Here is a 22717-nt window from a genome sequence, read left to right as displayed (position 1 = left end):
ATATTGAATTTACTATTCTTTCCGTTTGTTAATATAAGGTGATTTTTTGAAGGGTGGTTCGGCCTGCAACCTGTTGGACGGATGATTATTTTGATGGCTGTTATGACAGTTGTTTTGAGCTGATGCTCTAATAATGAGATAGCTTAAACAACATTTTAGATTTACTATATACAAATTTTAGGAGGATAACAGATGAATAAACGTTTTTTTCTATTACTATTCACATTAACTTTAACAATGATTATAGCTGTAGCCTGTAGTAATACAGGGGAAGAAAATGATGAACAAAATAATGAAGAGCAACCTCAAACTGAAGAAGCTAGCAATGATACAGATGGTGAAGAAATCCAAAACGACGAAGGTAACGGAAATAATGAAGAAAATGTTTCTGAACTAGATAATGAACAGAACAATGAAGAAAATAATCCTAACGATGATAATCAGTCTAATCAAGACCAGGAAGTATCGGCTAACCAAGGATTACCCGAACCCCTTGAAATGAATGAACACGTTCAACACCCAGAAGGCGTCAATTTTACTCTTGAGACAATTACCTTTGAAGAAGACCACATTTCAGTAGATTTTAATGCTGAGAATCATACTGGCTATTCCCAATATCTAGCAAGTAAAGGAAGGGCTCAAGGTGACAATTTAGGTGGTATCACGCTAGAAGATGATACCGGATATGTGTATCGGTATGTTGCTGATTCCGACTCAGACAGAATAAAGTTTGAGGACGGCGAAAAAGTCACTGGAACTGTTAGTTTTGCGGGAAGAATTCAAGATGATGCCGAATCATTAACGTTAATATTTAATCCGGATAACAAGTTGGAATTTTCTTTTGAAGATATTGAAATTAAGTGATAACAAACAATTATCTCTAGTCAAGAATTATTTGGCTGGAATGGGGGGGGTTCAATGGAAACAATTTTCGCAAAGTCTAAGATAGTTCTCGTACTTATCGCATGTATTGTGTTGTTTTCATCGTGTTCGAATTCGGAAGACAAAGAAGAAGTGAATAACAATTTATCAGATGATCATGCCACTGCAAATAATGAGGAGCAAGAAGATAATATGATATCTGATAATGACATAGAGAATGAAGAAGCAGATGTACCCAAATCGGAGTTTTTTATTTCTAAAATGTCTATAGGCTCAATCATTTTGACTAGCAGTATGGATATTTCCTCCGATTCTGATATTGAAAAAGAAATAATGGAAACATTATCTGAGTTTGATGCTGTCGGAGTTGAGGATGGTGCCATGTTAACCTTACCAGAAAATATTTTGTTTGATTTTGACTCCGATGAATTACGTTCTGATGCCGATGATGTCATTGACCAATTGACAAAGGTTATGGATGAAACAGATGGAGATGTGACAATTGTTGGACATACAGACGGTAAAGGTGAGGATAGCTATAATCAAAAATTGTCTGAAGATAGAGCAGAGGCTGTTCTTGATGCATTGGCTAAAGCTGATGTGGAAAAAGATCGAATGACTGCTGAAGGGAAAGGTGCTTCAGACCCTGTGGCCAGCAACACGAATAGCGATGGTTCTGATAATCCAGACGGGAGACAGAAAAATCGTCGTGTCGAAATTACGATTCATGGATTTAATCAATAGCTGATTTGTTTTCCAGTGTTGATTGTCGTTGGGGTGCTTTCCCACTGATTGTTAGTTGAAAAAATCAGACATTTACGGACAATTAGCCGCCGTTCCTTGGCGGTTTATTGTTCGTTATATACAGGATTAAAATCTAACCAAAACAGGGAAGCTGCACAACGCATCTTCCCTGTTAATTAATTTACAGCACTTCCCATGACGATAAAATTTGCATATCTTTCTGTACCTTGCTTCAATTCCTCGTCCTCTTTTGAAAGAATATGGTATGATATATATAGAATTATATGGAGGGTTAGACATGTATTTTGTTGATCGAAAACAAATTGAAGAAACATTACAATATATGGACAGATTGCTGGATGAAGTGGGTAAGCATTCATTTGATGCATTTTCGGATAAATTATATCTTGAACGGACTGTACATATCGTAATTGAATCCATGCTCGATGTCGGCAACATGATGATTGATGGTTTTATCATGCGTGATCCGGGAAGTTTTGAGGATATTATCGATATATTGATCGATGAAAACGTTCTTCCTGAAAACGAGGACGTGGATTACAAGGCGATTGTCCAGCTGCGAAAAATGGTGGTCAAGGATTATTTGCAGGTCGATCATCACCTATTAGCGGATACGATTCAAACACATAAAAACACGCTGGATCAATTCAGTGCACATATCCGAAATTATTTGGACAATGAACTGGGCGTTGCCAATGCTTTTACCAATGACTGAGCAGTATATGGGAAAGCCCCTTACATGCATACCATGACAGTTATGGCAAGTGGACAATCAAAAGAAGGTGACAGAAGCACATGAAACGTTACAATGCGTATTTAATTGATTTGGATGGAACCATGTATCGGGGTAATGAGCCGATTGAATCTGCTGCTGCATTTGTTGGTTCTTTGGCTTCAAAAGAGATTCCATACTTATTTTTAACGAATAATTCATCCAAAACACAGTTGCAGGTTTCCGAGAAGTTAGAGCAAATGGCTATCCCTTCCACGCCTGAACATGTTTTCACATCAAGCATGGCTACGGCAAAATATATAAAACGGCTAAAGGCAAGTGCCCGCTGTTTTGTGATTGGTGAAGAAGGTTTGCATGATGCACTGGAACGGGAAGGACTTACAATCACTGATACGGGCTGTGATTTTGTTGTATTTGGAATTGACAGGGATATCAATTATGAAAAATTATCAAAAGCCTGCCGGGAGGTCCGCAATGGTGCAACGTTTATTTCCACAAACGGTGATGTGGCGCTTCCGACTGATCGCGGGCTGGAACCTGGTAATGGTGCCCTTACCTCGGTGGTGTCGGTCAGTACCGGAAAGCAGCCAATATTTATCGGAAAGCCTGAAACCATTATTATGGATCAGGCATTGGATCAGATCGGAGCTGATAGAGAGAAAACGCTGATGGTGGGTGATAACTACCATACCGATATTCTTGCGGGAATAAATGCCGGTATCGATACGCTGATGGTGTTTACCGGTGTTACACCATACACCGCTTATCCCACACTTGAAACAAAGCCATCCTATCATGTGCACAATTTAAATGAATGGCTTCAGTACATTTAAAAAACTGCTCCCTCGTTGGAGCAGTTTTTTTCAGTCATCCAATAATTCGTCATCGGCTGCGGCATGGGCAAGCCTGCTTGATGCAGCCGCGGCAATGGCACCGACAATATCATCCAGAAATGTGTGACATTCCCCTGTGGATTTATCATTCAGATGTTGCAGAATCCCCGGCTTTTGTTTATCGATATAGCCATAATTGGTAAAGCCGATTGATCCATACACATTAACAATCGAAAATGCGACGATTTCATCGATTCCATACAGGCTTTCATCGATTTCAATTGTTTTTTGCAGCGGCTGATCAAGCTTTTTATCTTCAGCAAGCTTATCCAGTTGAATACCGGTCAAAATAGCATTCTGCACTTCACGCTTTTTAAGTACTTGATTAACATTAAATTCACAGATATCCATACTCAAGTCATCATGATATTTTGCTTGCAGATAATAGACAAGGTCTGCAATATCTCTTATGGAAACACCACGCTCCTGCAGCCATTCCCGCGCTTTTACTTCCAATTTGGTTTGCTGTGTATTGCCAGACATAAAATCACCTTTTCCTAAAAAGTTGTTAAGATATTTCGTAACAGGACATATAATAAACCAGAAGCCCATAAAGGAGTGACGATGTTGAGGGAGTTCCTTGCAACGTATTATGGTATCCAGGCCCGGGAAAAAACAATATGGAACGGGCTGGAAAGTCTTAAGGACGATAATTATGTTTATTTTACCATTTCTGGAGAACAGAAGGAAATCATACATATGGAACAGGCGGCTCTAGCTTATTATTTATATGAAAATAACTACACCCAAATGACAATTCCGATGCCGAATAGCCAGGGTGAGTGGTACACGACATATAATGACAGCTTCCACATGGTACTGCGTGTAAAACATAGCGCCACTACCGCACAATTCACACATGGGGAGAGGCTGGCCGCGTTTCATATGACTGGTTCGATGTATCAATATGAACCCCAGACGATTTCAAGCTATGGTCAATGGAAGCAATTGTGGATTGACAAATTAACGGCATTTGAGGAAAGGATAGAAATCGAGGCTGACAATTATTCCAATGCCTATTACCGGTTATTGATGGATTCCATGCCATATGTGATTGGTCTAAGTGAAAATGCTATTCAATATATGCAGGAAAGCGAGTCTGATCCGCGGTTTCATGAAGCAGATCAGGGTACAATCGTTTTCAGAAGATATTTTGGTCAACTTGATAATCGGTACCTCTGGATGCCAGACCTTGCCTATGATCACCCCACACGTGATTTGGCGGAATATATTCGGTATAAACTGTTGGAAAGCGAGAACCCCATGGACGAGATCAGGTCCTTTTTGGATGAATACCAACAAGTCAGGCCGTTGTCGATTTTCAGCTGGCGATTATTATATGCACGATTGCTGTACCCGATCCATTTATTTGATGTTATTGGACGCGGATTTTTTACTGACCGGCATGAACTGGTGCATTCCGAACTGGCTGCCATGATTTACAAGCAGCCTGTGTATGAAAAAAGACTGGGCTTATTTTTTGAAACGGCAGGTGTTAACTGTGAAGAACTGCAGATTCCTGTGTTACACTGGCTGTAAGGTGAAACTTAATTAAGACTGGAGTGCTATATGCAATGAAACCTGTCATCTATATTACGCGAAAAATCCCGGATGATATTTTGCAGCCTTATCAGGATTCGTTTGACTTTCGGATGTGGGATAAGGAAGAGACACCTGTACCACGGGATGTGCTGCTCAGTGAAGCTGCTTCGGCTGATGGTGTTTTATGTTTATTAACAGAAGCGATTGATAAGGAGTTCCTTGCTGCCGCCAAACATTTGAAGATTGTGGCCAATATGGCGGTTGGTTATGACAATATTGATGTGGAAGCGGCTCGGGAACATGGCGTTGTTGTGACGAACACACCTGACGTCCTGACGGAAACAACAGCTGATTTGGCATTTGCGCTGCTGATGGCAACAGCACGCAGAATAGTCGAGGCAAATGACTATATCCGTGACGATAAATGGGAATATTGGTCTCCATACTTACTGGCGGGCTCCGACATCCATGGAAAGAAAATTGGGATTGTTGGCATGGGCAGAATTGGAGAGGCCGTTGCCAGACGTGCTAAAGGCTTCGACATGTCCATTTTGTATCACAACCGTTCGAGGAAAGTAAAAGCTGAGCAGGAATTGGGAGCTGTATACTGCGAATTTACCGAATTAATGAAAGAGGCGGATTTTGTTGTTTCGCTGATTCCTTTAACGGAAGAAACAAAGGAGATGTTTAATGAACAAGCTTTTCAAAACATGAAATCGTCCGCTGTTTTCATCAATGTTTCCCGCGGTGCTACAGTTGACGAACAAGCATTGCATGATGCGCTTACCGCCAATACAATCCGGGCTGCGGGGCTTGATGTATTTAATCAGGAGCCGATTTCAGCAGAGCATCCGCTTATGAAGCTGGATAACGTTGTTTGTCTTCCGCATATCGGTTCGGCAAGTGTCGCTACCCGGACAAAAATGCTTGAACTTTGCCTTGATAACTTAAAAGAGGTATTGAATGGGGCACAGGCCATGACACCGGTGAACTAAGAAAAAACGCTGATGCGTCTTTTCAGATGCCAGAGGTCGGATTGGAAGAAATCGGCGAGTTAGCCGATTTCTGCATTGAAAACGTGTCATTTAAATTTTATTTCGTAATAAAAAGGCAGATCCGGAAATCTGCCTTCAATTCTATATGTTTTAAAATACTTGTTCGATTTCTGTCACGCCCGGAACTTCGGATCTCAATGCGCGCTCGATTCCGGCTTTTAAAGTGATCGTGGAACTTGGACAGTTGCCGCATGCACCCATGAGACGAATAAGTACAATGCCGTCATCATCTACATCAATAAGCTCAACGTCACCGCCATCACGCAATAAAAATGGACGGAGTTTGGTTAATACCTCTTGTACCTGCTCTTGCATTATCCATCTTCTCCTTTCCTTGTTACCATTATAAAACGGATTACTCAAAAAATCTATCCATTATTTTGACACTCATTAGTTACTTTTATTTTATCTTTTATCAGGCTTTTTGTAAAATGAAATTAATCAAACGTTTAAGGGGGGACCTGATATGGATAACAATATCCTGATTACAGTTTACGGGGCAGAACAGATTTGTGCAAGCTGTGTCGGTGCACCAGGGTCTTGGGAAACGTATGAATGGCTGCAAGCTGCAATAGGCAGAAAATATAGTGATGACAAAATTTCATACACGTATATCGATATTGAAGAGCCTCCGGATGAGGAAAAGCATCAAGAATTAGCAGAACGTATTTTAGAGGACGAGTTTTTTTATCCGCTGGTATTAGTGAATGATGAAATCGTCGCTGAGGGGATTCCCGGATTAAAAACCATTTACCGGGAACTGGACAAAAATGGAGCCGTTGAATGGGACAGAGGGTCAGACTCTATGTCCCAATAAGTTATAATCGTTGAATCGTTGCTTGATAGTTTGTATACTGGAGAGTAACAATTAAGTTGACTCATCTTTAAAAGAGGAGGACATAAATATGGTTATTTCAATCACAGAAGGTGCCGCAGATCAGGTTAAAGAGATGATGAAGGAAGAGGAGGCAGGCGCCCGTTTGCGTTTTGGCATTCAGGGAGGCGGCTGCAGCGGACTCTCCTATTCATTGGGGTTTGATCATGACGTGAATGACGAACTGGATATGGTTGAGGACATAAATGGCATTCCGGTTGTTATCAATAAGCAGGATGCACCGATTATCGAAGGAACGACCATTGATTTTAAACAAAATATGATGGGTGGCGGCTTCAGTATCGATAATCCAAACGCGATCGTATCATGCGGCTGCGGATCGTCATTCAGAACCGACCGCCGAGTGGGCTCACCGGAAAAATGCTAATAGGATTGAAAAAGCCAGAGCGTCTTTCATGAAGCGCTCTGGCTTTTTATAAAGAAGTATAAAATTCAGGGTGATGTTTTAAAAACAGAAATCGGCACACTCGCCGATCCCCTCCAATCCGACTTCTTCCCTCCGACATCTGAAAAGACGCTCCAGCGTTTTTTCCTAAAACATCGCAGTTGAATGCTTAGGCTGGATACGTGCTTTTGGATCGATATATTGTTTCGCGTTATTGATTGCTGTCGGACCCTCCCCGAATCCGGTGGCAATCAGGTTTACTTTTCCGGAATAGGTTGTAACGTCACCGGCAGCATAAATGCCGGGAATATTGGTTTCCATCCGTGAATTGACGACAATACTGTTTTTCTCAATTTCAAGGCCCCAATTTTTAATTGAACCTAGCGATGATACAAAACCGTAATTACAAAGGACTGAATCAACATCGACTTCAATGGTTGAATCTCCTTTAGCCTCGCTTAATGTAACTGTCTCAATTTCCCCGTTACCGCTGATGGCAGTCGGTATATAAGGTGTTACAACATCGACGCTGGAATTCTTCAATTGTTCAACACTGTGTTCGTGTGCTCTGAATTTATCCCGGCGGTGGACCAATGTGACTTTTTCGGCAATCGGTTCCAGCATGAGAGCCCAGTCCACCGCTGAGTCACCACCGCCAAGAAGCATAACGTTCTGCCCCTGGTAAGCGTTCATGTCTTTTACATGATAATGTAAATTCACGCCTTCAAATTGATCGCACCCTTCAACGTTTAAACGGCGCGGCTGAAAAGCACCGTTCCCGGCTGTAATGATGATTGTTTTCGTAAAATGTTCCTCGCCATTGTTGGAGGTTAATTTAAATGTATCATCTTCAAGGCGCTCCACTTCTTCAACCGATTGTCCAAGCACAATCGTTGGGTCAAACATCATGGCCTGTTCTTCGAGGTTGTCCACTAAATCCTGTGCCCGAACACCCGGGAATCCAGCAACATCGTATATATATTTCTCTGGGTACAGGGCAGTTAATTGCCCCCCAGTATGAGGTAAGCTTTCCATTATTTTAACGCTTGCTTGTCGCATTCCACCATAAAATGCGGTGAATAAGCCAGCGGGACCAGCTCCAATAATGGTAACGTCATAAACTTTATCTGTCATGGATGTCCCCCCATTAATTTTAATACACCATGGGTATCGTATCATAAAAAGACTAATGATGTGTATTAATCTACTTGAAAAAAAACCAAGTTATGAAATGAAATATCTGAAAAATTTAATTTGACGGAAAGTGTTTGTTTGTCTTGAAACAAGGTTGAAAAACCAATATGATATGGAATGGATTACAGTTGCATTACAAATTAGTAACTAACACATTTCATTTTAAATGAAAGAATAGATGATGTAACTAAACGAAATTGACAAAGAAAGAAACTTTTTCGATTTATAGACAGAATTTTTTAATGGAAGTGATGATACAATGGGGAAGCCGCGTATTGTTGTTTTAGGCGCAGGATATGGAGGTATCATGACCGCAGTCAAGCTTGAAAAGATGTTGTCTGAGCATGATGCAACATTGACGCTTGTCAATAAAAATGATTACCATTATCAAACAACCTGGCTGCATGAGAACGCAGCCGGAACATTGCATCATGACCGGACACGGATTCCGGTCAAAGAGGTTATCAATCTGCAGAAAACGGAATTCATATTGGATACAGTTGTTTCAATCAAACCGGATGAGAAGAAAGTTAAATTGGCTGACAGTGAATTACAGTACGACATTCTCGTTATAGGTTTAGGTTTTGAAACTGCAGTATGTGGCGTAACCGGTTTGGAAGAACACGCATTCACGATTGGAAGTATTAATAACGCTCGTCTAATCAAGGAACATCTTCAATATAACTTTGCGAAATATCAGCATGAAGAGGAACAAAAACCGGAAAGACTTAACATCGTTGTCGGCGGGGGTGGCTTCACAGGTATTGAATTTTTGGGTGAGCTGGCAAACCGCATTCCTGAGCTTTGTGAAGAATACGATATTAATAAGACAATGATACGGATTGTTAATATCGAAAAGACGCCAACGATTTTACCGGGGTTTGACCAGCAGCTTGCAGAATATGCGATGAGTTCGCTTGAGTCACGAGGTGTTGAATTTATAACAGAAGCCACGTTGAAAGAATGTAAATCGGATCGGGTTGTTTATGAGAAAGATGGAAAACTAGTGGAAATACCAACCTATACGACAGTCTGGGCGGCAGGTGTTCGTGCTAATTCGCTTATTGAAAAGGCAGGATTGGATCATAGTCAGGGTAAAGTTAAAGTACGGCAGGATATGCGGGCTCCGGACTATGATGATGTGTTTGTCATAGGGGATTGTGCAATGATTGAGGATAAGAACGGGAAGCCTTATCCGCCAACAGCACAAATTGCTGTTCAGGAGTCTGAAACGGTTGCACGAAACGTCAAAGCATTAATCGATGGATCTGAGTTTCAGTCATTTAAACCACATTTGCTCGGAACGGTAGCATCGCTTGGTCAAACCGATGCGATTGGCAATGTTTTGAATAACCGTCAATTGGTCGGCTGGAAAGCTGTTCTCTTGAAAAAGATCATAGATAACCGTTATTTATTTAAGTTGGGCGGTTTTAATCTGTTGATGCGAAAAGGCAAATTTAATATTTTTCACTGAAATTTTCGGAAGCAAAGACGAGCTTGCTGTCTTTGCTTTTTCTTTTATTTGTTATAAAATAAAACCTGTATGCACAGCGAAGGGAGATACAAGGTTGATACAGTTTGTTGTTTCCATTTTATTGTTTTTTATCATATTTTTTGGACTGGCGTTTATATTAAATATGCTATTGCGCCGTACTTGGCTGATGGCATTTATTTATCCGTTTATCGTATTAATGATTGTAGATGATATTTCAACCATGGAATACTTCACGTCACCGGGTGATGCGTTTGGCCAGGGCTTTCTCAGGATTGGCTGCGATAACAGCTGCGGATATAACGATTCTTGCAGCGGGTTTTGTCGGGACAATCGTTTCCGGCTTTGTCATCAAGCTTTTGCGGAAAAGTGGTTATCAAATGTTTTAGGGCAATATTATATCACTCATTAAAAGCGTTGAGTCCTTATTAAGTGTCACTTCATAATATTCAAATATCTTTTTAAGTTTATAACGTATATTAATGATAAATCTGGTAACACTGTCCAAGTAGGCAGTTAATTGGGTGGATGGTTTGCAGGTACTGACTATCTCAAACTGTTACACCAGAAGTAGCATACTGCCGGAAAGGTGTTATCATTGAAAAAAATGAATTTATTCAGAAGAACGGCGATGACTCTTTTATTTTTAGGAGCATTTTTTGTAACGATATCGTCCATCTCAAATATTTCGATTTCAGATGTGCAAGCCTGGACATTTCAAAATGAGGCATCATCAGCGGTGAAATCCCATGATAAAGCTGAGCAACGGGATGTTATGTTAAAAGATAAGCAATTGAATACAAAGAAGCAGCAGGAACGCTATATTTCAAGTGAACATATTGAAGGACCGGAATCATTGGAAGAATATGTGAATACTGAACAATACCCCAGTGCCACTGTAACGGCAACCGGGTACACAGCTGGTGTGGAATCAACTGGTAAAACACCGGATCATCCGGAATTTGGCATAACCTATTCAGGTGTTCAGGTTAAACGAGACTTATATTCTACTATAGCAGCTGATTTGGACATTTACCCAATTGGGACGATTATGTTTATTCCAGGTTATGGCTATGGCGTAGTCGCGGATAAAGGCGGTGCCATTACAGGAAATAAAATTGATTTGTATTATGAGACTGTTGACGATGTCTATTCCGAATGGGGAAAACAAGAGGTGGAAGTTTACATTATTGAAGAAGGTGACGGCCACCTGAGTGAAGAAGTTCTGAACAATTTGAATGAAGATGAATCCATGCAAGTCTTTCGAAACCAAATTATTGAGGGCTGATTATGAAAAGCCGTCCCAAATGCGTCGGGACGGCTTTTTAAAATTTTTAACAAAGATGTTGGTTTCGCGCGATGACAATGTGTTGTTTAAGCAGCGCTAATAAAACTGATATAGAAAAAAGGCTATGGCTATTCCTGATAATCCGCCAAAAAACACTTCAATGGGCTGGTGCCCGAGGAGCTCTTTAAGTTCCTTCCGTTTTTGGTTTTCTTCTTTTTGATTCCAGTCTTTCGCGCCTTCTCTAAAATATTGAAAATCCTTCACTAGTTGATTAATGACAATTGCTTGTTCACCAGCCTGTCTGCGAACACCGGAGGCATCAAACATGATGATGACACTGAAAACAGTTGATACGGCAAACATGACTGAATCTGTTCCCTCTACAATGCCAACTCCGGTCGTCAATGCAGCGACAGCAGCGGAATGACTGCTTGGCATGCCGCCTGTGGAGAAAGCTAAACCAGGTTTAAATTCTCTTGTGGCAACCAGCCTGATCGGAATTTTGATAACTTGAGCGAAACCAATAGCGGATAATGCCGCCCATAATGGGAAATTGACAAAATAGTCCATGTATGCAGGAACATCCTCTCTATTGCTGTTAACAATATACAGTCTAACCACTCACAAATTTAATAACAATATATGTATGAGGTTATTTTATCATAATCCTCTGCGAATTTAACATAGAAAGGACAGTTTTAAATTTTGTACGGTATAGGCTCAGGAAGCTTTGACTGTTGAGATCCACCTGGATGGGATCCGTTTTACCAAGTTCAACATAAACACAGCGGCCAAGCAGGCTAAACCTGTATCTTTAATCAGAAATGGAATCATACCGGACCAGGCAAGTGTATAAGAGATTTGGAGTTCCAGCCATGTATTTATGGCAACATACATGTAGGTGACGCCAATGCCATAATTGAAAATCAGTCCAGTAAATGCTGCCAGTATATACATTGGATAGGATGGTTTTTTGCATCGTTCTGCAATCAGCCCTGCAAAAAAAGCCACGAATATAAAGGAAATGATGAATCCGCCGGTTGGTAAAAAAAGCTGCATCGGACCTGCCTTCAGCTGGGAAAACACCGGCAATCCTGCTATGCCAATTAAAATGTACGTCATCATAGCGAACGCCCCAAGTCTTTTACCGAGCATCAATCCGGCGATGGTCGCAAAAAATGTCTGCAAGGATAATGGTACAGTTGCCCCGCCAATTGGTATAGCCAGCATCGGGAACCACACTGTAATGTTAGCGCCGATTGCCATCAGACATACAAAGATTGCACTGAATGTTAAGTTGGTCGTACGTAATTTAGTCATTGTTAACCCTCTCCATATACAAGATAATAGTTTGAATTGAATTAATTGTCAACGCTTAATCATTAATGGTTAACATTTAAGGGGTAAAAAAACAGCCTTTAACAATAAAGACTGTTTTCTCAAAGGTTGTTGTTGCCATTAAATCTATAAACTGTAATATCTTATTTCAAGGCTGAGTCAAGGGCGACTTCCATCATGTCATGGAATGTTGTCTGACGCTCTTCAGCGGATGTTTCCTCTCCGGTTAAGATATGATCGGATACTGTCAGAACTGTCAATGCCTGGCGATTAAACTTGGCAGCAAGCGTGTACAATGCTGTCGTCTCCATTTCAATCGCAAGCACGTTATATTTGGCCAGCAGCTCATTAATTTCTCTTGCATTATCCCGGTAAAACGTATCACTTGTGAATACATTCCCGACACGCAGATTCAAGCCTTGTTCTTTTCCGGTATCATAGGCATTTTTCAGTAATTCGAAATCAGCGAGGGGAGCGTAATCAATGCCATTAAAAATCATCCGGTTCATTTGCGAATCAGTTGTTGCTCCCTGAGCGAGAATCACATCCCGGACTTTAACATCCTCCTGAATCGCCCCGCATGTACCGACGCGGATTAATTTTTGCACATCATATTCCTGAATTAATTCGTTAACATAAATTGATATGGATGGCACCCCCATCCCGGTTCCCTGAACGGAAACCCGTTCACCTTTATATGTACCGGTAAAACCGTACATGCCGCGTACTTGGTTGTATTGTGTCACATCCTCCAAAAATGTTTCTGCGATGAATTTAGCCCTTAACGGATCACCCGGCAGTAAAATTTTATCCGCGATGTCACCTTTATTTGCACCAATATGGACACTCATGTTACATTCGCCTCCCACATACAAATTGATTCAAAATAACGGTACCATATTGGCTTTTCAAAAACAAATTTCGCGAAATTGACACAGGATTCGTTGCATTTTTATTTCAAAATACGTCATAATTGTATATAATAATACTGATGTATTGTATTCCACCATAAACGGAATACATACGTTAGGAATTTATTTTTGGAAGGATGAAAAGCAATGGAGGAAAAAACGTTTACGATTACAGCGGATACCGGGGTGCATGCACGTCCGGCAACACTGCTGGTAAATAAGGCCGGGCAATTCGAATCGGAAATTGAAATTTCATATAATGGCAAAGACGTTAATCTTAAATCGATTATGGGCGTTATGTCTCTTGGGATCCCTAAAGGAGCCGAGGTTAAAATCACCGCAACAGGCGGGGATGAAGCTGAGGCGATTAAAGGTGTTACCGAGGTAGTCAACGAACATCTGGGTGAGTAAGGACCGGAGTTTTAAAAGAGTTTTCAATCACAATGTATTTTTATGCACAAAAACTGTGGAGCTAGGGATGATTGTCCGCTAGCTCCGTTTTGTTACCCCGTATGTAACGGTTGAAGTTTCGCTTTACCCCGCATATAATGGTCAATAACCCGCCCAAGAACGGCGGCTAACTGACCATAAATGTCCGATTCTGCTCGGACTAACATTCAATGGGGAAAAAGCACCCCATTGAATGAAGCCTCGCTTTACCTGTAGTAGCTTTTTGTGTATGTGTGCTGTTCGAGCTCTTCAATCTGTTTCAGGGACTGTTGGTTGAATGCGGTATCTTTTTGGGAAAGCTTTTGTTTTATGTCAGCGACGGCTTCCTGCAATGATTCCTGGTAGTCAGGTACTTCACCGTCAAAACTTTTAACGGCGGACTTAACAACGTTCATTTTTTCGTAGTGTGCAAGGGCTTTTCGCTCCTGAAAAAAGACACCTTCCGTTTCACCGGGATTATGCAGATCACCTTGCATCGGATGTTTGACAACGGCTTGGACCTTGACTAAATAACGTTCACCGCGGTCTTCCAATACCTCGCCTATGTATTTACCTGAATTATATTTTACCTCAACAATGTCTCCAATGGAAATTGCCATTTCTCGTAACCTCCTTTACCCTATTGTGCCAAACTTTATCCGGTTTCGGCAATTGTTTGGATTCTGTTGTATGAATTTGAATGCGATAGGTGCTATAATAAAGACAAAGGGCGTGATTGACTATATGGGCATGGAATTTCTTTATTTTCCGGAAGATAAAACAGAATATATACCTTCCATCATCATATTGACTATTTTTATTATCGGGGCCGCTATAGCCTTGAAATATTTCATAAAAAAATCTAAAAAAGAAGCAGAAAAAGTGGATGAGGAATACCAACAAACATCAAATGAGGATTACGATTGAAAACAGGCTTATTTAGAAAATGAGCCTGTTTAATTTTGGGCTGAACTGCAGATACTGAAAATAAAGTAACTGCAAAGGAGCAACATTCATGAAGAAGGTATTATGGGTCGTATTATTCATGTTCTTCATAACTGCTTGCCAGGAAACGGACCAAACGTCCCGGACGGTTGATATGTATAATTCGTCTGGTGATATGATTGGGACGGTTCAATTGACGGAAGGTGATGGAGGTGTCGATTTTAAAGTTGAGCTTGAGGGGCTTGACCCGGGTTATCATGGGATTCATGTTCATGAATATCCGAAATGTGACCAGCCGGATTTCACGACGGCCGGCAGCCATTTTAATCCGGATGGCAATGAGCATGGACTGATGCACCCGGAAGGCTCACACCTCGGGGATCTGCCGAATATCGAAGCGGACCCGGATGGGCTTGTGGAAGCTGAATTAATGCTTCCGGAAGCTACGTTAATGGACGGTAAAAAATCATTGCTTGACGGGGAAGGCACATCACTCGTTATCCATGAAGGACAGGATGATGGTGTCAGCCAGCCAGGCGGAGAATCCGGTGCCAGAATAGTATGCGGAATTATAGCAACGGATGAAAAAGAATCAGCCGAAACACCGACTGATCCGACTAATTTTAATGAGGATCAGGGAGAATAAGTGGTTATTGTTGGAAAAAAAGAGTTTAACGGGACAGCGTTATCAGCGGAAGAGTGGCAACACCTGCAAAAACCAGGAGTATCAGCAGAAGAACAGGAATATCAGCAGAAGAGCGGCAACATCAGCAGAAGAGCAGGAACATCGGCAGAAGCGCTAAAAATATCATTAGGGCACTAAAAAAGGGTAGACCAACTAACTGGTCTGCCCTTTTTTCTTCATCTGATTGCTTAACGGTTGTTTACGGCATCAATAAGCCGGTTGACACCTTCTTCCAGTGTTTCCCGCGGACAGGCGATATTCATGCGCATAAACATCTCACCTTCGTCACCATAGTCAACGCCAGCGTTAAACCCAACTTTAGCCGTTTCGTTCATGAATTTCTTTAATTCTTTGCTGTTCATATCTAATTTACTGCAGTCAATCCAAAGTAAATACGTGCCTTCCGAGCGCGTGACAGTTAATACATCGGTTTTTTCCTCCAGCATGTCAGTGACGTAATTTTTATGATTTTCTAGCACGTTCCGGAGTTCATCAAGCCATTCTTCACCATATCGATAGGCTGCCTCCATCGCCGTATTGCCCATCGTGTTGAGCATATGGTGTCCTTGGTTAGACAAGTGCTTATTCAAGGTCTCCCTTGTCTCTTTGTCAGGTGTGATGATATAGGATGCTTGCAGTCCAGCCAGATTAAAGGTTTTCGATGGTGACATAAATGTAATGGTCTTCGCTGCGACATCATCTGATAGTGAGGCGATCGGAATATGCATTTCGCCTGGGTAAATCAAATCTGCGTGAATTTCATCCGACAGAATCAGCACATCATATTTCAGGCATAGCCGGGCCATCTCCTCGAGCTCTTCTTGTTTCCATACCCGGCCGACCGGATTATGCGGTGAGCACAAGATAAAAGCTGATACACCCTGCTTCAATTTCTCTTCAAAATCGGCAAAATCAATTTGATAATAGTGATCTTGCTGCAGTAGTGGACTTTTTACAACGTTTCTGCCATGTGATTCAATGACACTGTAAAAGGGGGTATAGACAGGCGTTTGAATCAGAATATCATCACCTGGTTCGGTGAAAGCCTGGACAGCCATATGTAAACTGGCTATGACACCAGGGCTGAATGAAAGCCATTCTTTTTGAATATCCCAGTTGTGACGTTTGGAAATCCAGTTAATGATTGGATTGATAACATCATCATCAATGATCGTGTATCCGTAAATCCCGTGCCTGGCCCTTTCGATTAATGCATTACTGACAGCTTCAGGCGCCTGGAAGTCCATATCAGCAACCCACATCGGCAGTACGTCATCAGATTGAAACATAGCCCTTCGCATGTCCCATTTAACTGAGCGGGTATTGTTGCGGTTATGTACTTTGTCAAAAAAATCCATTGGTAACCTCCTACAAATTATAAGGTCTTCCTAATATTATAATGGAAATCTGTACATAGGTTAAATTTTTAATACTAAACGAAAAAAAAAAAGCAAAGCGCTTATAACGCCTTGCTTACAGGGGGAATACGAGAAAGTCTTACAGTTATAGTGTTACCCTTTTTTAAAAAATATAAACATCATTTGATAAAAAATTCATCTTTTTTCCAGTAATCGTTTTGGAGGGTTTCGCACGTTTTCGTCTTATGTCAGCCGTTTTTCCAATTCTGTTTTAGCTTCTTCAAAACCGGGCTTGCCTAAAAGGGTGAACATATTTTTCTTGTAGGCTTCTACACCCGGCTGATCAAATGGATTGACGCCTAACAGGTAGCCGCTCACAGCACATGCCTTTTCGAAAAAGTATACCAGATAGCCGAATGTATAGGCATCAAGTGCCGGCATCTCGATCACGAGATTAGGCACCCCGCCATCCGTATGTGCCAGCAATGTCCCCTGATATGCCTTATCGTTAATCTCACTAAGTGTTTTTCCGGCGAGATAATTAAGCCCATCAGCATTCGCGTCCTCGGCTTCCAATGTCATGTCCTTATTTGGCTGATTAACATGCAGGACTGTTTCAAATAAGTCACGGCGTCCATCTTGAATATATTGTCCCATGGAATGAAGGTCCGTCGTAAAATTGGCAGAAGCCGGGAATATCCCCTTTTGATCTTTGCCTTCACTTTCACCGAAAAGCTGTTTCCACCATTCGCTGAAATAGTGCAGGTGCGGTTCATAGTTGATAAGCATCTCAATCGTTTTGCCCTTGTTGTATAAAATATTTCGGACAGCAGCATATTGATAGGCCGGATTTTTGTCCAGTTCAGGTTCTGCCAGGTCATCCATGGCAGCTTTTGCTCCTTGCATCATGTTATCAATGGATATACCACTGACGGCAATCGGCAGAAGCCCAACCGCGGTCAGCACCGAATAGCGTCCGCCGATATCATCAGGTATGACGAATGTCTCGTACCCTTCCTTATCCGCTCCGGTTTTGAGTGCGCCTTTTGCCTTGTCAGTTGTCGCATAAATCCGTTCCTTGGCTTCTTCATTCCCATATTTATCCTCAAGCATCTTTCGGAAAATCCGAAAAGCGATAGCCGGTTCGGTTGTTGTGCCGCTTTTGGAAATCACGTTAATGGATACATCTTTGTTTTTGAGAATATCGAATAGTTCATTAATATAGGTTGAACTCATGTGGTGGCCGGCAAATATCACTTGTGGCGCTCCCCGCTCTTCATTGTCAAGTAAGTTTTGGAATGAATGATTGAGCATTTCTATGGCCGCACGAGCTCCCAGGTATGAACCCCCGATACCAATGACAAGCAGCACATCCGAATCGTTTCTGATCTTTTCCGCTGCTGATTTTATCCGGGAAAATTCCGCTTTATCATAGTTTTCCGGCAAGTCCATCCAGCCTAAAAAATTATTTCCCTGACCGGTTCTTTCGTGGAGTTTGTTATGAGCTGACTCAATATAATCTGATAGATAAGTTAATTCGTTCTGGTTAAAGAAATTTAAAGCGTTATTATAAGAAAAATTGATATGTGACACTATTTTATCCTCCTTAGTTGGCTACTCTATTTTACTTTACCCGAATAGAAGCGGCTAAATCAAGAATGGAAGGTTTTAAAAAAGCTTTTCACGTTATTTTTAACGAAAAAAGCTTTTCCTGATAAAAAGGTAAGTATACAATTTCGAATGACGTTTTCAACGTCAATCAGCTGTCACACTGATTTCACTCAATCTGAACTCTGACTTCCGGCATCTGTCCTCTGGAAAACGAGGCGGCAGCCGGGTTTTTCATGCCATACCATTATTTTCGAAATGTTCCTTCACGTTCTTCTGATTGTTTAATCCAATCATCAAGTTTATCTTTTAATGTATTGAATCCGCTATTTGCATTATCCTGCTGCTTTGGTGCATGGTTCTTGCGGTTATTCGTCCGGTTTTTAGGCGGCTCCTGGGTTGCACGAATGGATAACGACACTTTATTGTTTTCTTCATCCACATTCAAAATCTTTACGTTAACGGTATCATCGATTGCTAAATGATCGTTAATATCTTTAACATAACCATATGTTATCTCAGAAATATGAACTAATCCTTGTGTGTCATCATCCAGAGCAACAAACGCACCGTATGGCTGGATGCCTGTCACTTTTCCTTCCAAAATCTGACCAGTTTCAAACTTGTCTATCATGCTGAACACTCCTATAGCTTATTCGATTCTTTTCGCACAATAAAACATTTTAGCATAAATTATGCATCTGGGCAAAAAATAGTTTAAAAAGGGTGGAAAAGGAGCGTTTGCCATGTTCCTGCTGCATTCGAACATTGAGAATAACATCTATCCGTTATTTGTTCTTGAAGACAGATTGAAGCCTGGTGGATTTATCACTGAATCAAACTGGGATTATAAGGAAGGTTATGTTGATTTCAGTTACCAGTTGATGCGGATGCCGATGTATCACAGCAGCACATAACAGCAGGGGAAAGAATCATGAAAACAGTGGAAGGAATGTTGTTACCAGGGTGACAAGATGATCAATATATCATCGGCAGCCAACGTGATATCCTCTGAAGGGTTCATCAGCCAGTCATTGTCCCGGATAATTCCCAGTAATAGTTCATGGTTCTCCAAAAAGAAAGGGACTGCTTCTTTATAAGAACTTCCTTTCAAATCTTCCGGAAGTTGAATATGGGAAAATTGCTGCTTATTTAACAGATTTAAAACAGTTTCGAATGGTCTTGTTTGCTTTTTATGAAAAAGTTCATGATAAAAAAGAGTACTCATGAAATCATTCGAACTGATAACGGTATCGGCACCCGCTCGAATGGCATTTTCAACTTGGCTGATGGTCAGAATTTCCGCATTGATCGGTATATCCTGATTATTACCGCGAACGGCGACAGTCGTCAGGATGGTATTGATATCTGCTTTACGTTCTTCTGTTGTAACATCAGAACTTATCAGGACCGAATCAGCCGCCTCGATATTAGCCTGAACTAATACGGCATCTTCACTTGGATCGCCATGAATGAAATGTACCGGGTAATGACGGTATTGCAGTTCATCAAGTGTCCTGTCAATCAGCACAACTTCCTGATTCGCGTCTTTGTCAGCTATCATCTCAATCAGTTGTTTGGTCCGTTCATTCCACCCGATGACAACGATATGTTTTTTGCCTTTATAGGACACTTTCCCCTCTGACAAGTCGCTCTCATGATTGATTGTTTTGGCGGCCAGCGTCGTAATAAAAAATGTCAGAAGTCCCCCGCCGGACAGAATAAGAAAAATTCCAATGATTCTGCCAGGAACTGTGAGAGGAACGTAATCACCATATCCGACTGTAGCCCCTGTTACAAAAGCCCACCAAACACCATCGAAAATCGAGGGGAATTGCTGTGGTTCGATCAGACGGATGACTACTCCGAACAGCAGCATGACCACAAAGACTGACAGCAGGAGTCTGACTACAATCGGCATACGGTAAAAAATATGTTTAAACGTCTCAAGATTCATTTTGTCACCTTTGTCTCTGCCATTATTATCTCAGTGTCACTGTCCCAAACTCCCACCTTGGGAACATGAGTAAGGAAGAGAGGTGGGAATCATGGGCTCGGCACACCGAGTCATTCAACTAACGATCAGTGCGGGATGAAGCAGACTGCAGTATGACGGTAATCGCGAGCATCCGCTGTGCGTCAATCCCCACTGATGGAAGTTTCACGTTACATATAGTATGGGCAAAGGGTGGAAATTCATATACGCGGTATGATTGACTTCCCGTTCTAAAGGTTGGGCTTATCCTTTAAAGCAGATTTGATGCTAGAATATACTTCCTGCCAAAAATCTGTATTATCTCTGAACGATTTTGACATGAACAGGTACATTTCTTTTGCTTTTTCTTTGAAATTCCCGTCATCTTTGGCTGGCAGTTTTTTTCTGGATTCATCCACAAACTGCTGGATTTTTTCAGCTCTTGGCCCCCATTTGGCCACTTCATTGCCAGCTTCATCAATAAAAATGAAAATGGGAATCGAACGGGATTTACCATTTGTTAAATACTGATCCATTAATTCAAGATTTTGATCCCGCGGCAGGAATTTAACCGGCATATTCGCCTGTTCCGCCATTCGAAGCATGATCGGGATATTCAGCATGGCATCACCGCACCAGTCCTCTGTCAGGATGATAACACGCAAATTATTAGCAGCCAGGTCCTTGATAAATGCATTATCTTCAGGTGGCGTAAAATGATCATAAATATATAGCAGGTTTTCTTTATTTTCATCCATTGATTCGATATACGTATCGGGGTCCATCCCTTTTTCAAACCATTGATTCAGATCCATCGGCCGGTCACTCCTTTTAGATTTCTTTCTAAAGTTTACCCAATAATAATCAGACCGTAAACAAAAGTGCTTCATTTTAGGCTGACCAGGTAATTTCTGCTATGATGAGAAACGAGACGCTAAGCAAGGAGGTATTTTTGATGGAAGAGACAAACAGGAATTTTCTTATGGAACTTTTAAATACGCCGTCCCCATCCGGCAGTGAGATGGCTATTCAAAAAAAGTGGATTCAGTATGTACAGGATTTTGCGGATGAAATCAGAACGGATAATGCAGGAAATGCCATTGGGGTGCTGAACCCGGATGCATCATTTAAAATACTGCTTGCAGGCCATTGTGATGAAATAGCTCTTGTTATTAACCGGATTGATGATAACGGCTTTTTGCATTTTGATAAAGTGGGCGGCATCAACCCGAAAGCCGCTGTCGGGATGAAGGTAACAATTCTTGGCTTCAGTGAGCAGATTACCGGTGTAATTGGTGTTAACGCTCAGCATCATGGCGGACTGAAGGACGACTTTGGATTGGACGATTTATTTATTGACTGTGGTTACAAATCAAAAGAAGAAGCGGAAAAACATGTTCAAATAGGTGATTTGGCTGTTTATCAAACAGACCCGGACGTATTGATGGATCGCTATGTGTCAGGTCGCGGTCTTGATAATCGAACAGGAGCGTTCATTGCAGCCGAAGTTCTGAAGCGCCTATCTGAAAAAGGCTGTGATGTCGGCGTATATGCCGCAAGCACTGTGAACGAGGAAACAAATATGGGTGGTGCTTATTTTGCGGCTGCGGGTATTGAACCGACAATGGCAATTGCCTGTGATGTCACCTTTGCAACAGATTATCCAGGAGTGAACAAAGACAAACATGGCGATATCAAATTGGAAGGTGGACCGGTACTGGCAAAAGGTGCCCCGATTAATATTAAAATCAATCAAATGCTGGAGCGGACCGCCAGGAAGTTGAATATGAACGTGCAATATGAACTAACGCCAAGTATGACCGGAACAGATGCTGATCGTATGCGGCTGACCGGAGCAGGTGTACCGGTCTCCTTAGTATCGCTGCCATTGCGGTACATGCATTCACCGGTTGAAACGTCAAGTTTGAAAGATATTGATGAGGAAATCGAATTGCTGGTGACAATGATTACCGACCTTACCGGCAAGGAAAGTTTAAATCCACTTGATTAAGAAGGCAAAGTGCATAAAGCCCCAAACCGTCATGAGGTTTGGGGCTTTTTATTCCCGTATGTAACCGGCACTAAGTTCCCGTTTCAAGATTTGAGGTAAACCAAACAAGCTTTATTTAGGCTTAAAGAACTGACATGAATTGGAATATTTCTAGGTCGATGAGCCTGTCATTGTTAATTATTTCGTTATGAATAGATCCAATTTACTAGTATCTGTATAAAATTCAAAATAATATAAGTAATAGATATTTTTTACAGGACTATTGATTCATCTTTTTTGATGGCTGCATGAAAGATATTTATAGGATAAATGTCAGTGTATAGTGTTCAAGTA

At 41.4% G+C, this 22717-nt stretch carries 28 protein-coding genes and 1 pseudogene; 17 read left to right on the top strand and 12 right to left on the bottom strand.

Annotated elements, in window-relative coordinates; translation table 11 throughout:
* Nucleotides 1-192 precede the first annotated feature (192 nt).
* The 4 genes from Len3610_RS09450 to Len3610_RS09435 all read left to right on the top strand — a co-directional run bounded on the left by Len3610_RS09450 (nucleotide 193) and on the right by Len3610_RS09435 (nucleotide 3213).
* On the top strand, nucleotides 193-864 hold the full coding sequence (locus Len3610_RS09450) for a hypothetical protein (RefSeq protein ID WP_176447728.1): 672 nt from the start codon (nucleotides 193-195) through the stop codon (nucleotides 862-864).
* Between the two features lie 54 nt (nucleotides 865-918).
* Entirely contained in the window at nucleotides 919-1626 is a 708-nt protein-coding gene (locus Len3610_RS09445) for an OmpA family protein (protein ID WP_176447727.1), read from the top strand.
* A gap of 298 nt (nucleotides 1627-1924) precedes the next feature.
* Entirely contained in the window at nucleotides 1925-2362 is a 438-nt protein-coding gene (locus Len3610_RS09440) for a DUF86 domain-containing protein (RefSeq protein WP_176447726.1), read from the top strand.
* An 80-nt stretch (nucleotides 2363-2442) separates the two neighbouring features.
* A complete protein-coding gene (locus Len3610_RS09435; RefSeq protein WP_176447725.1) occupies nucleotides 2443-3213 on the top strand; it encodes a TIGR01457 family HAD-type hydrolase in 771 nt (256 codons plus the stop codon).
* 30 nt (nucleotides 3214-3243) lie between these two features.
* Here the strand turns inward: Len3610_RS09435 and Len3610_RS09430 are convergent, their stop codons facing one another.
* Nucleotides 3244-3756: a phosphatidylglycerophosphatase A family protein gene (locus Len3610_RS09430; RefSeq protein ID WP_176447724.1), complete on the bottom strand. Its 513-nt coding sequence runs from the start codon at nucleotides 3754-3756 to the stop codon at nucleotides 3244-3246.
* Between the two features lie 81 nt (nucleotides 3757-3837).
* On the opposite strand from Len3610_RS09430, the gene Len3610_RS09425 reads away from it, so the two are divergent.
* Together Len3610_RS09425 and Len3610_RS09420 are read left to right on the top strand one after the other, a co-directional pair.
* The gene (locus Len3610_RS09425; protein ID WP_255259855.1) at nucleotides 3838-4812 is read left to right on the top strand and encodes a protein kinase family protein; all 975 of its coding nucleotides are present in this window, start codon (nucleotides 3838-3840) and stop codon (nucleotides 4810-4812) included.
* Between the two features lie 35 nt (nucleotides 4813-4847).
* A complete protein-coding gene (locus Len3610_RS09420) occupies nucleotides 4848-5810 on the top strand; it encodes a 2-hydroxyacid dehydrogenase (protein WP_176447723.1) in 963 nt (320 codons plus the stop codon).
* Between the two features lie 150 nt (nucleotides 5811-5960).
* Here the strand turns inward: Len3610_RS09420 and Len3610_RS09415 are convergent, their stop codons facing one another.
* Nucleotides 5961-6185 carry a NifU family protein gene (locus Len3610_RS09415; protein ID WP_135110106.1) on the bottom strand — a complete coding sequence of 75 codons (225 nt, stop codon included), beginning with the start codon at nucleotides 6183-6185 and terminating at the stop codon, nucleotides 5961-5963.
* A 151-nt stretch (nucleotides 6186-6336) separates the two neighbouring features.
* Between Len3610_RS09415 and Len3610_RS09410 the strand changes: the two genes are divergently transcribed.
* Entirely contained in the window at nucleotides 6337-6687 is a 351-nt protein-coding gene (locus Len3610_RS09410) for a YuzD family protein (protein ID WP_176447722.1), read from the top strand.
* 88 nt (nucleotides 6688-6775) lie between these two features.
* Nucleotides 6776-7132, top strand: coding sequence for a HesB/IscA family protein (locus Len3610_RS09405; protein WP_176447721.1), 357 nt, complete (start codon nucleotides 6776-6778; stop codon nucleotides 7130-7132).
* Between the two features lie 165 nt (nucleotides 7133-7297).
* On the opposite strand, the gene Len3610_RS09400 is transcribed toward Len3610_RS09405, so the two are convergent.
* The gene (locus Len3610_RS09400; RefSeq protein WP_176447720.1) at nucleotides 7298-8284 is read right to left on the bottom strand and encodes an NAD(P)/FAD-dependent oxidoreductase; all 987 of its coding nucleotides are present in this window, start codon (nucleotides 8282-8284) and stop codon (nucleotides 7298-7300) included.
* Nucleotides 8285-8603: 319 nt separating this feature from the next.
* On the opposite strand from Len3610_RS09400, the gene Len3610_RS09395 reads away from it, so the two are divergent.
* From Len3610_RS09395 to Len3610_RS09385, 3 genes and pseudogenes are all read left to right on the top strand, one after another.
* Nucleotides 8604-9818 carry an NAD(P)/FAD-dependent oxidoreductase gene (locus Len3610_RS09395; protein WP_176447719.1) on the top strand — a complete coding sequence of 405 codons (1215 nt, stop codon included), beginning with the start codon at nucleotides 8604-8606 and terminating at the stop codon, nucleotides 9816-9818.
* A gap of 94 nt (nucleotides 9819-9912) precedes the next feature.
* A pseudogene (locus tag Len3610_RS09390) lies at nucleotides 9913-10225 on the top strand (YuiB family protein).
* A 242-nt stretch (nucleotides 10226-10467) separates the two neighbouring features.
* On the top strand, nucleotides 10468-11124 hold the full coding sequence (locus Len3610_RS09385) for a 3D domain-containing protein (protein WP_176447718.1): 657 nt from the start codon (nucleotides 10468-10470) through the stop codon (nucleotides 11122-11124).
* A 96-nt stretch (nucleotides 11125-11220) separates the two neighbouring features.
* Here Len3610_RS09385 and Len3610_RS09380 read toward each other — a convergent pair whose 3' ends face one another.
* From Len3610_RS09380 to deoD, 3 genes are all read right to left on the bottom strand, one after another.
* A complete protein-coding gene (locus Len3610_RS09380; protein ID WP_176447717.1) occupies nucleotides 11221-11694 on the bottom strand; it encodes a divergent PAP2 family protein in 474 nt (157 codons plus the stop codon).
* Nucleotides 11695-11844: 150 nt separating this feature from the next.
* On the bottom strand, nucleotides 11845-12444 hold the full coding sequence (locus Len3610_RS09375; protein ID WP_176447716.1) for a biotin transporter BioY: 600 nt from the start codon (nucleotides 12442-12444) through the stop codon (nucleotides 11845-11847).
* A gap of 161 nt (nucleotides 12445-12605) precedes the next feature.
* A complete protein-coding gene (gene deoD / locus Len3610_RS09370) occupies nucleotides 12606-13313 on the bottom strand; it encodes a purine-nucleoside phosphorylase (protein WP_176447715.1) in 708 nt (235 codons plus the stop codon).
* A gap of 207 nt (nucleotides 13314-13520) precedes the next feature.
* On the opposite strand from deoD, the gene Len3610_RS09365 reads away from it, so the two are divergent.
* Nucleotides 13521-13784, top strand: a complete 264-nt coding sequence (locus tag Len3610_RS09365; protein ID WP_176447714.1) for a phosphocarrier protein HPr — start codon at nucleotides 13521-13523, stop codon at nucleotides 13782-13784.
* 245 nt (nucleotides 13785-14029) lie between these two features.
* Here the strand turns inward: Len3610_RS09365 and Len3610_RS09360 are convergent, their stop codons facing one another.
* Entirely contained in the window at nucleotides 14030-14422 is a 393-nt protein-coding gene (locus Len3610_RS09360; RefSeq protein WP_176447713.1) for a kinase-associated lipoprotein KapB, read from the bottom strand.
* 70 nt (nucleotides 14423-14492) lie between these two features.
* Between Len3610_RS09360 and Len3610_RS09355 the strand changes: the two genes are divergently transcribed.
* The 3 genes from Len3610_RS09355 to Len3610_RS09345 all read left to right on the top strand — a co-directional run bounded on the left by Len3610_RS09355 (nucleotide 14493) and on the right by Len3610_RS09345 (nucleotide 15570).
* Entirely contained in the window at nucleotides 14493-14729 is a 237-nt protein-coding gene (locus Len3610_RS09355; RefSeq protein ID WP_255259936.1) for a hypothetical protein, read from the top strand.
* 88 nt (nucleotides 14730-14817) lie between these two features.
* On the top strand, nucleotides 14818-15393 hold the full coding sequence (locus tag Len3610_RS09350; protein WP_176447712.1) for a superoxide dismutase family protein: 576 nt from the start codon (nucleotides 14818-14820) through the stop codon (nucleotides 15391-15393).
* Complete coding sequence (locus Len3610_RS09345) at nucleotides 15394-15570, top strand: hypothetical protein (RefSeq protein WP_176447711.1); 177 nt, start codon at nucleotides 15394-15396, stop codon at nucleotides 15568-15570. It abuts the gene before it with no gap.
* Nucleotides 15571-15620: 50 nt separating this feature from the next.
* On the opposite strand, the gene Len3610_RS09340 is transcribed toward Len3610_RS09345, so the two are convergent.
* The 3 genes from Len3610_RS09340 to yugI all read right to left on the bottom strand — a co-directional run bounded on the left by Len3610_RS09340 (nucleotide 15621) and on the right by yugI (nucleotide 19032).
* On the bottom strand, nucleotides 15621-16790 hold the full coding sequence (locus tag Len3610_RS09340; RefSeq protein ID WP_176447710.1) for a MalY/PatB family protein: 1170 nt from the start codon (nucleotides 16788-16790) through the stop codon (nucleotides 15621-15623).
* A 243-nt stretch (nucleotides 16791-17033) separates the two neighbouring features.
* The gene (locus tag Len3610_RS09335; protein WP_176447709.1) at nucleotides 17034-18383 is read right to left on the bottom strand and encodes a glucose-6-phosphate isomerase; all 1350 of its coding nucleotides are present in this window, start codon (nucleotides 18381-18383) and stop codon (nucleotides 17034-17036) included.
* 262 nt (nucleotides 18384-18645) lie between these two features.
* Nucleotides 18646-19032 carry a S1 domain-containing post-transcriptional regulator GSP13 gene (yugI, locus tag Len3610_RS09330; protein ID WP_176447708.1) on the bottom strand — a complete coding sequence of 129 codons (387 nt, stop codon included), beginning with the start codon at nucleotides 19030-19032 and terminating at the stop codon, nucleotides 18646-18648.
* Nucleotides 19033-19144: 112 nt separating this feature from the next.
* Here yugI and Len3610_RS09325 point away from each other — a divergent pair, with 112 nt between their 5' ends.
* On the top strand, nucleotides 19145-19315 hold the full coding sequence (locus tag Len3610_RS09325) for a YugN family protein (protein WP_176447707.1): 171 nt from the start codon (nucleotides 19145-19147) through the stop codon (nucleotides 19313-19315).
* Between the two features lie 41 nt (nucleotides 19316-19356).
* Here Len3610_RS09325 and Len3610_RS09320 read toward each other — a convergent pair whose 3' ends face one another.
* Nucleotides 19357-20355, bottom strand: coding sequence for a potassium channel family protein (locus tag Len3610_RS09320; protein ID WP_176447706.1), 999 nt, complete (start codon nucleotides 20353-20355; stop codon nucleotides 19357-19359).
* A gap of 269 nt (nucleotides 20356-20624) precedes the next feature.
* Nucleotides 20625-21188, bottom strand: coding sequence for a thioredoxin family protein (locus Len3610_RS09315; RefSeq protein WP_176447705.1), 564 nt, complete (start codon nucleotides 21186-21188; stop codon nucleotides 20625-20627).
* Nucleotides 21189-21328: 140 nt separating this feature from the next.
* On the opposite strand from Len3610_RS09315, the gene Len3610_RS09310 reads away from it, so the two are divergent.
* The gene (locus Len3610_RS09310) at nucleotides 21329-22384 is read left to right on the top strand and encodes a M20/M25/M40 family metallo-hydrolase (RefSeq protein ID WP_176447704.1); all 1056 of its coding nucleotides are present in this window, start codon (nucleotides 21329-21331) and stop codon (nucleotides 22382-22384) included.
* Nucleotides 22385-22717: the final 333 nt, after the last annotated feature.

Source organism: Lentibacillus sp. CBA3610, from assembly GCF_013373365.1.
In the GTDB taxonomy this organism is placed as follows: domain Bacteria; phylum Bacillota; class Bacilli; order Bacillales; family Amphibacillaceae; genus Lentibacillus.
Note: the sequence above shows the minus strand (reverse complement) of the source record. Positions and strands in the feature narration are given on the sequence as shown.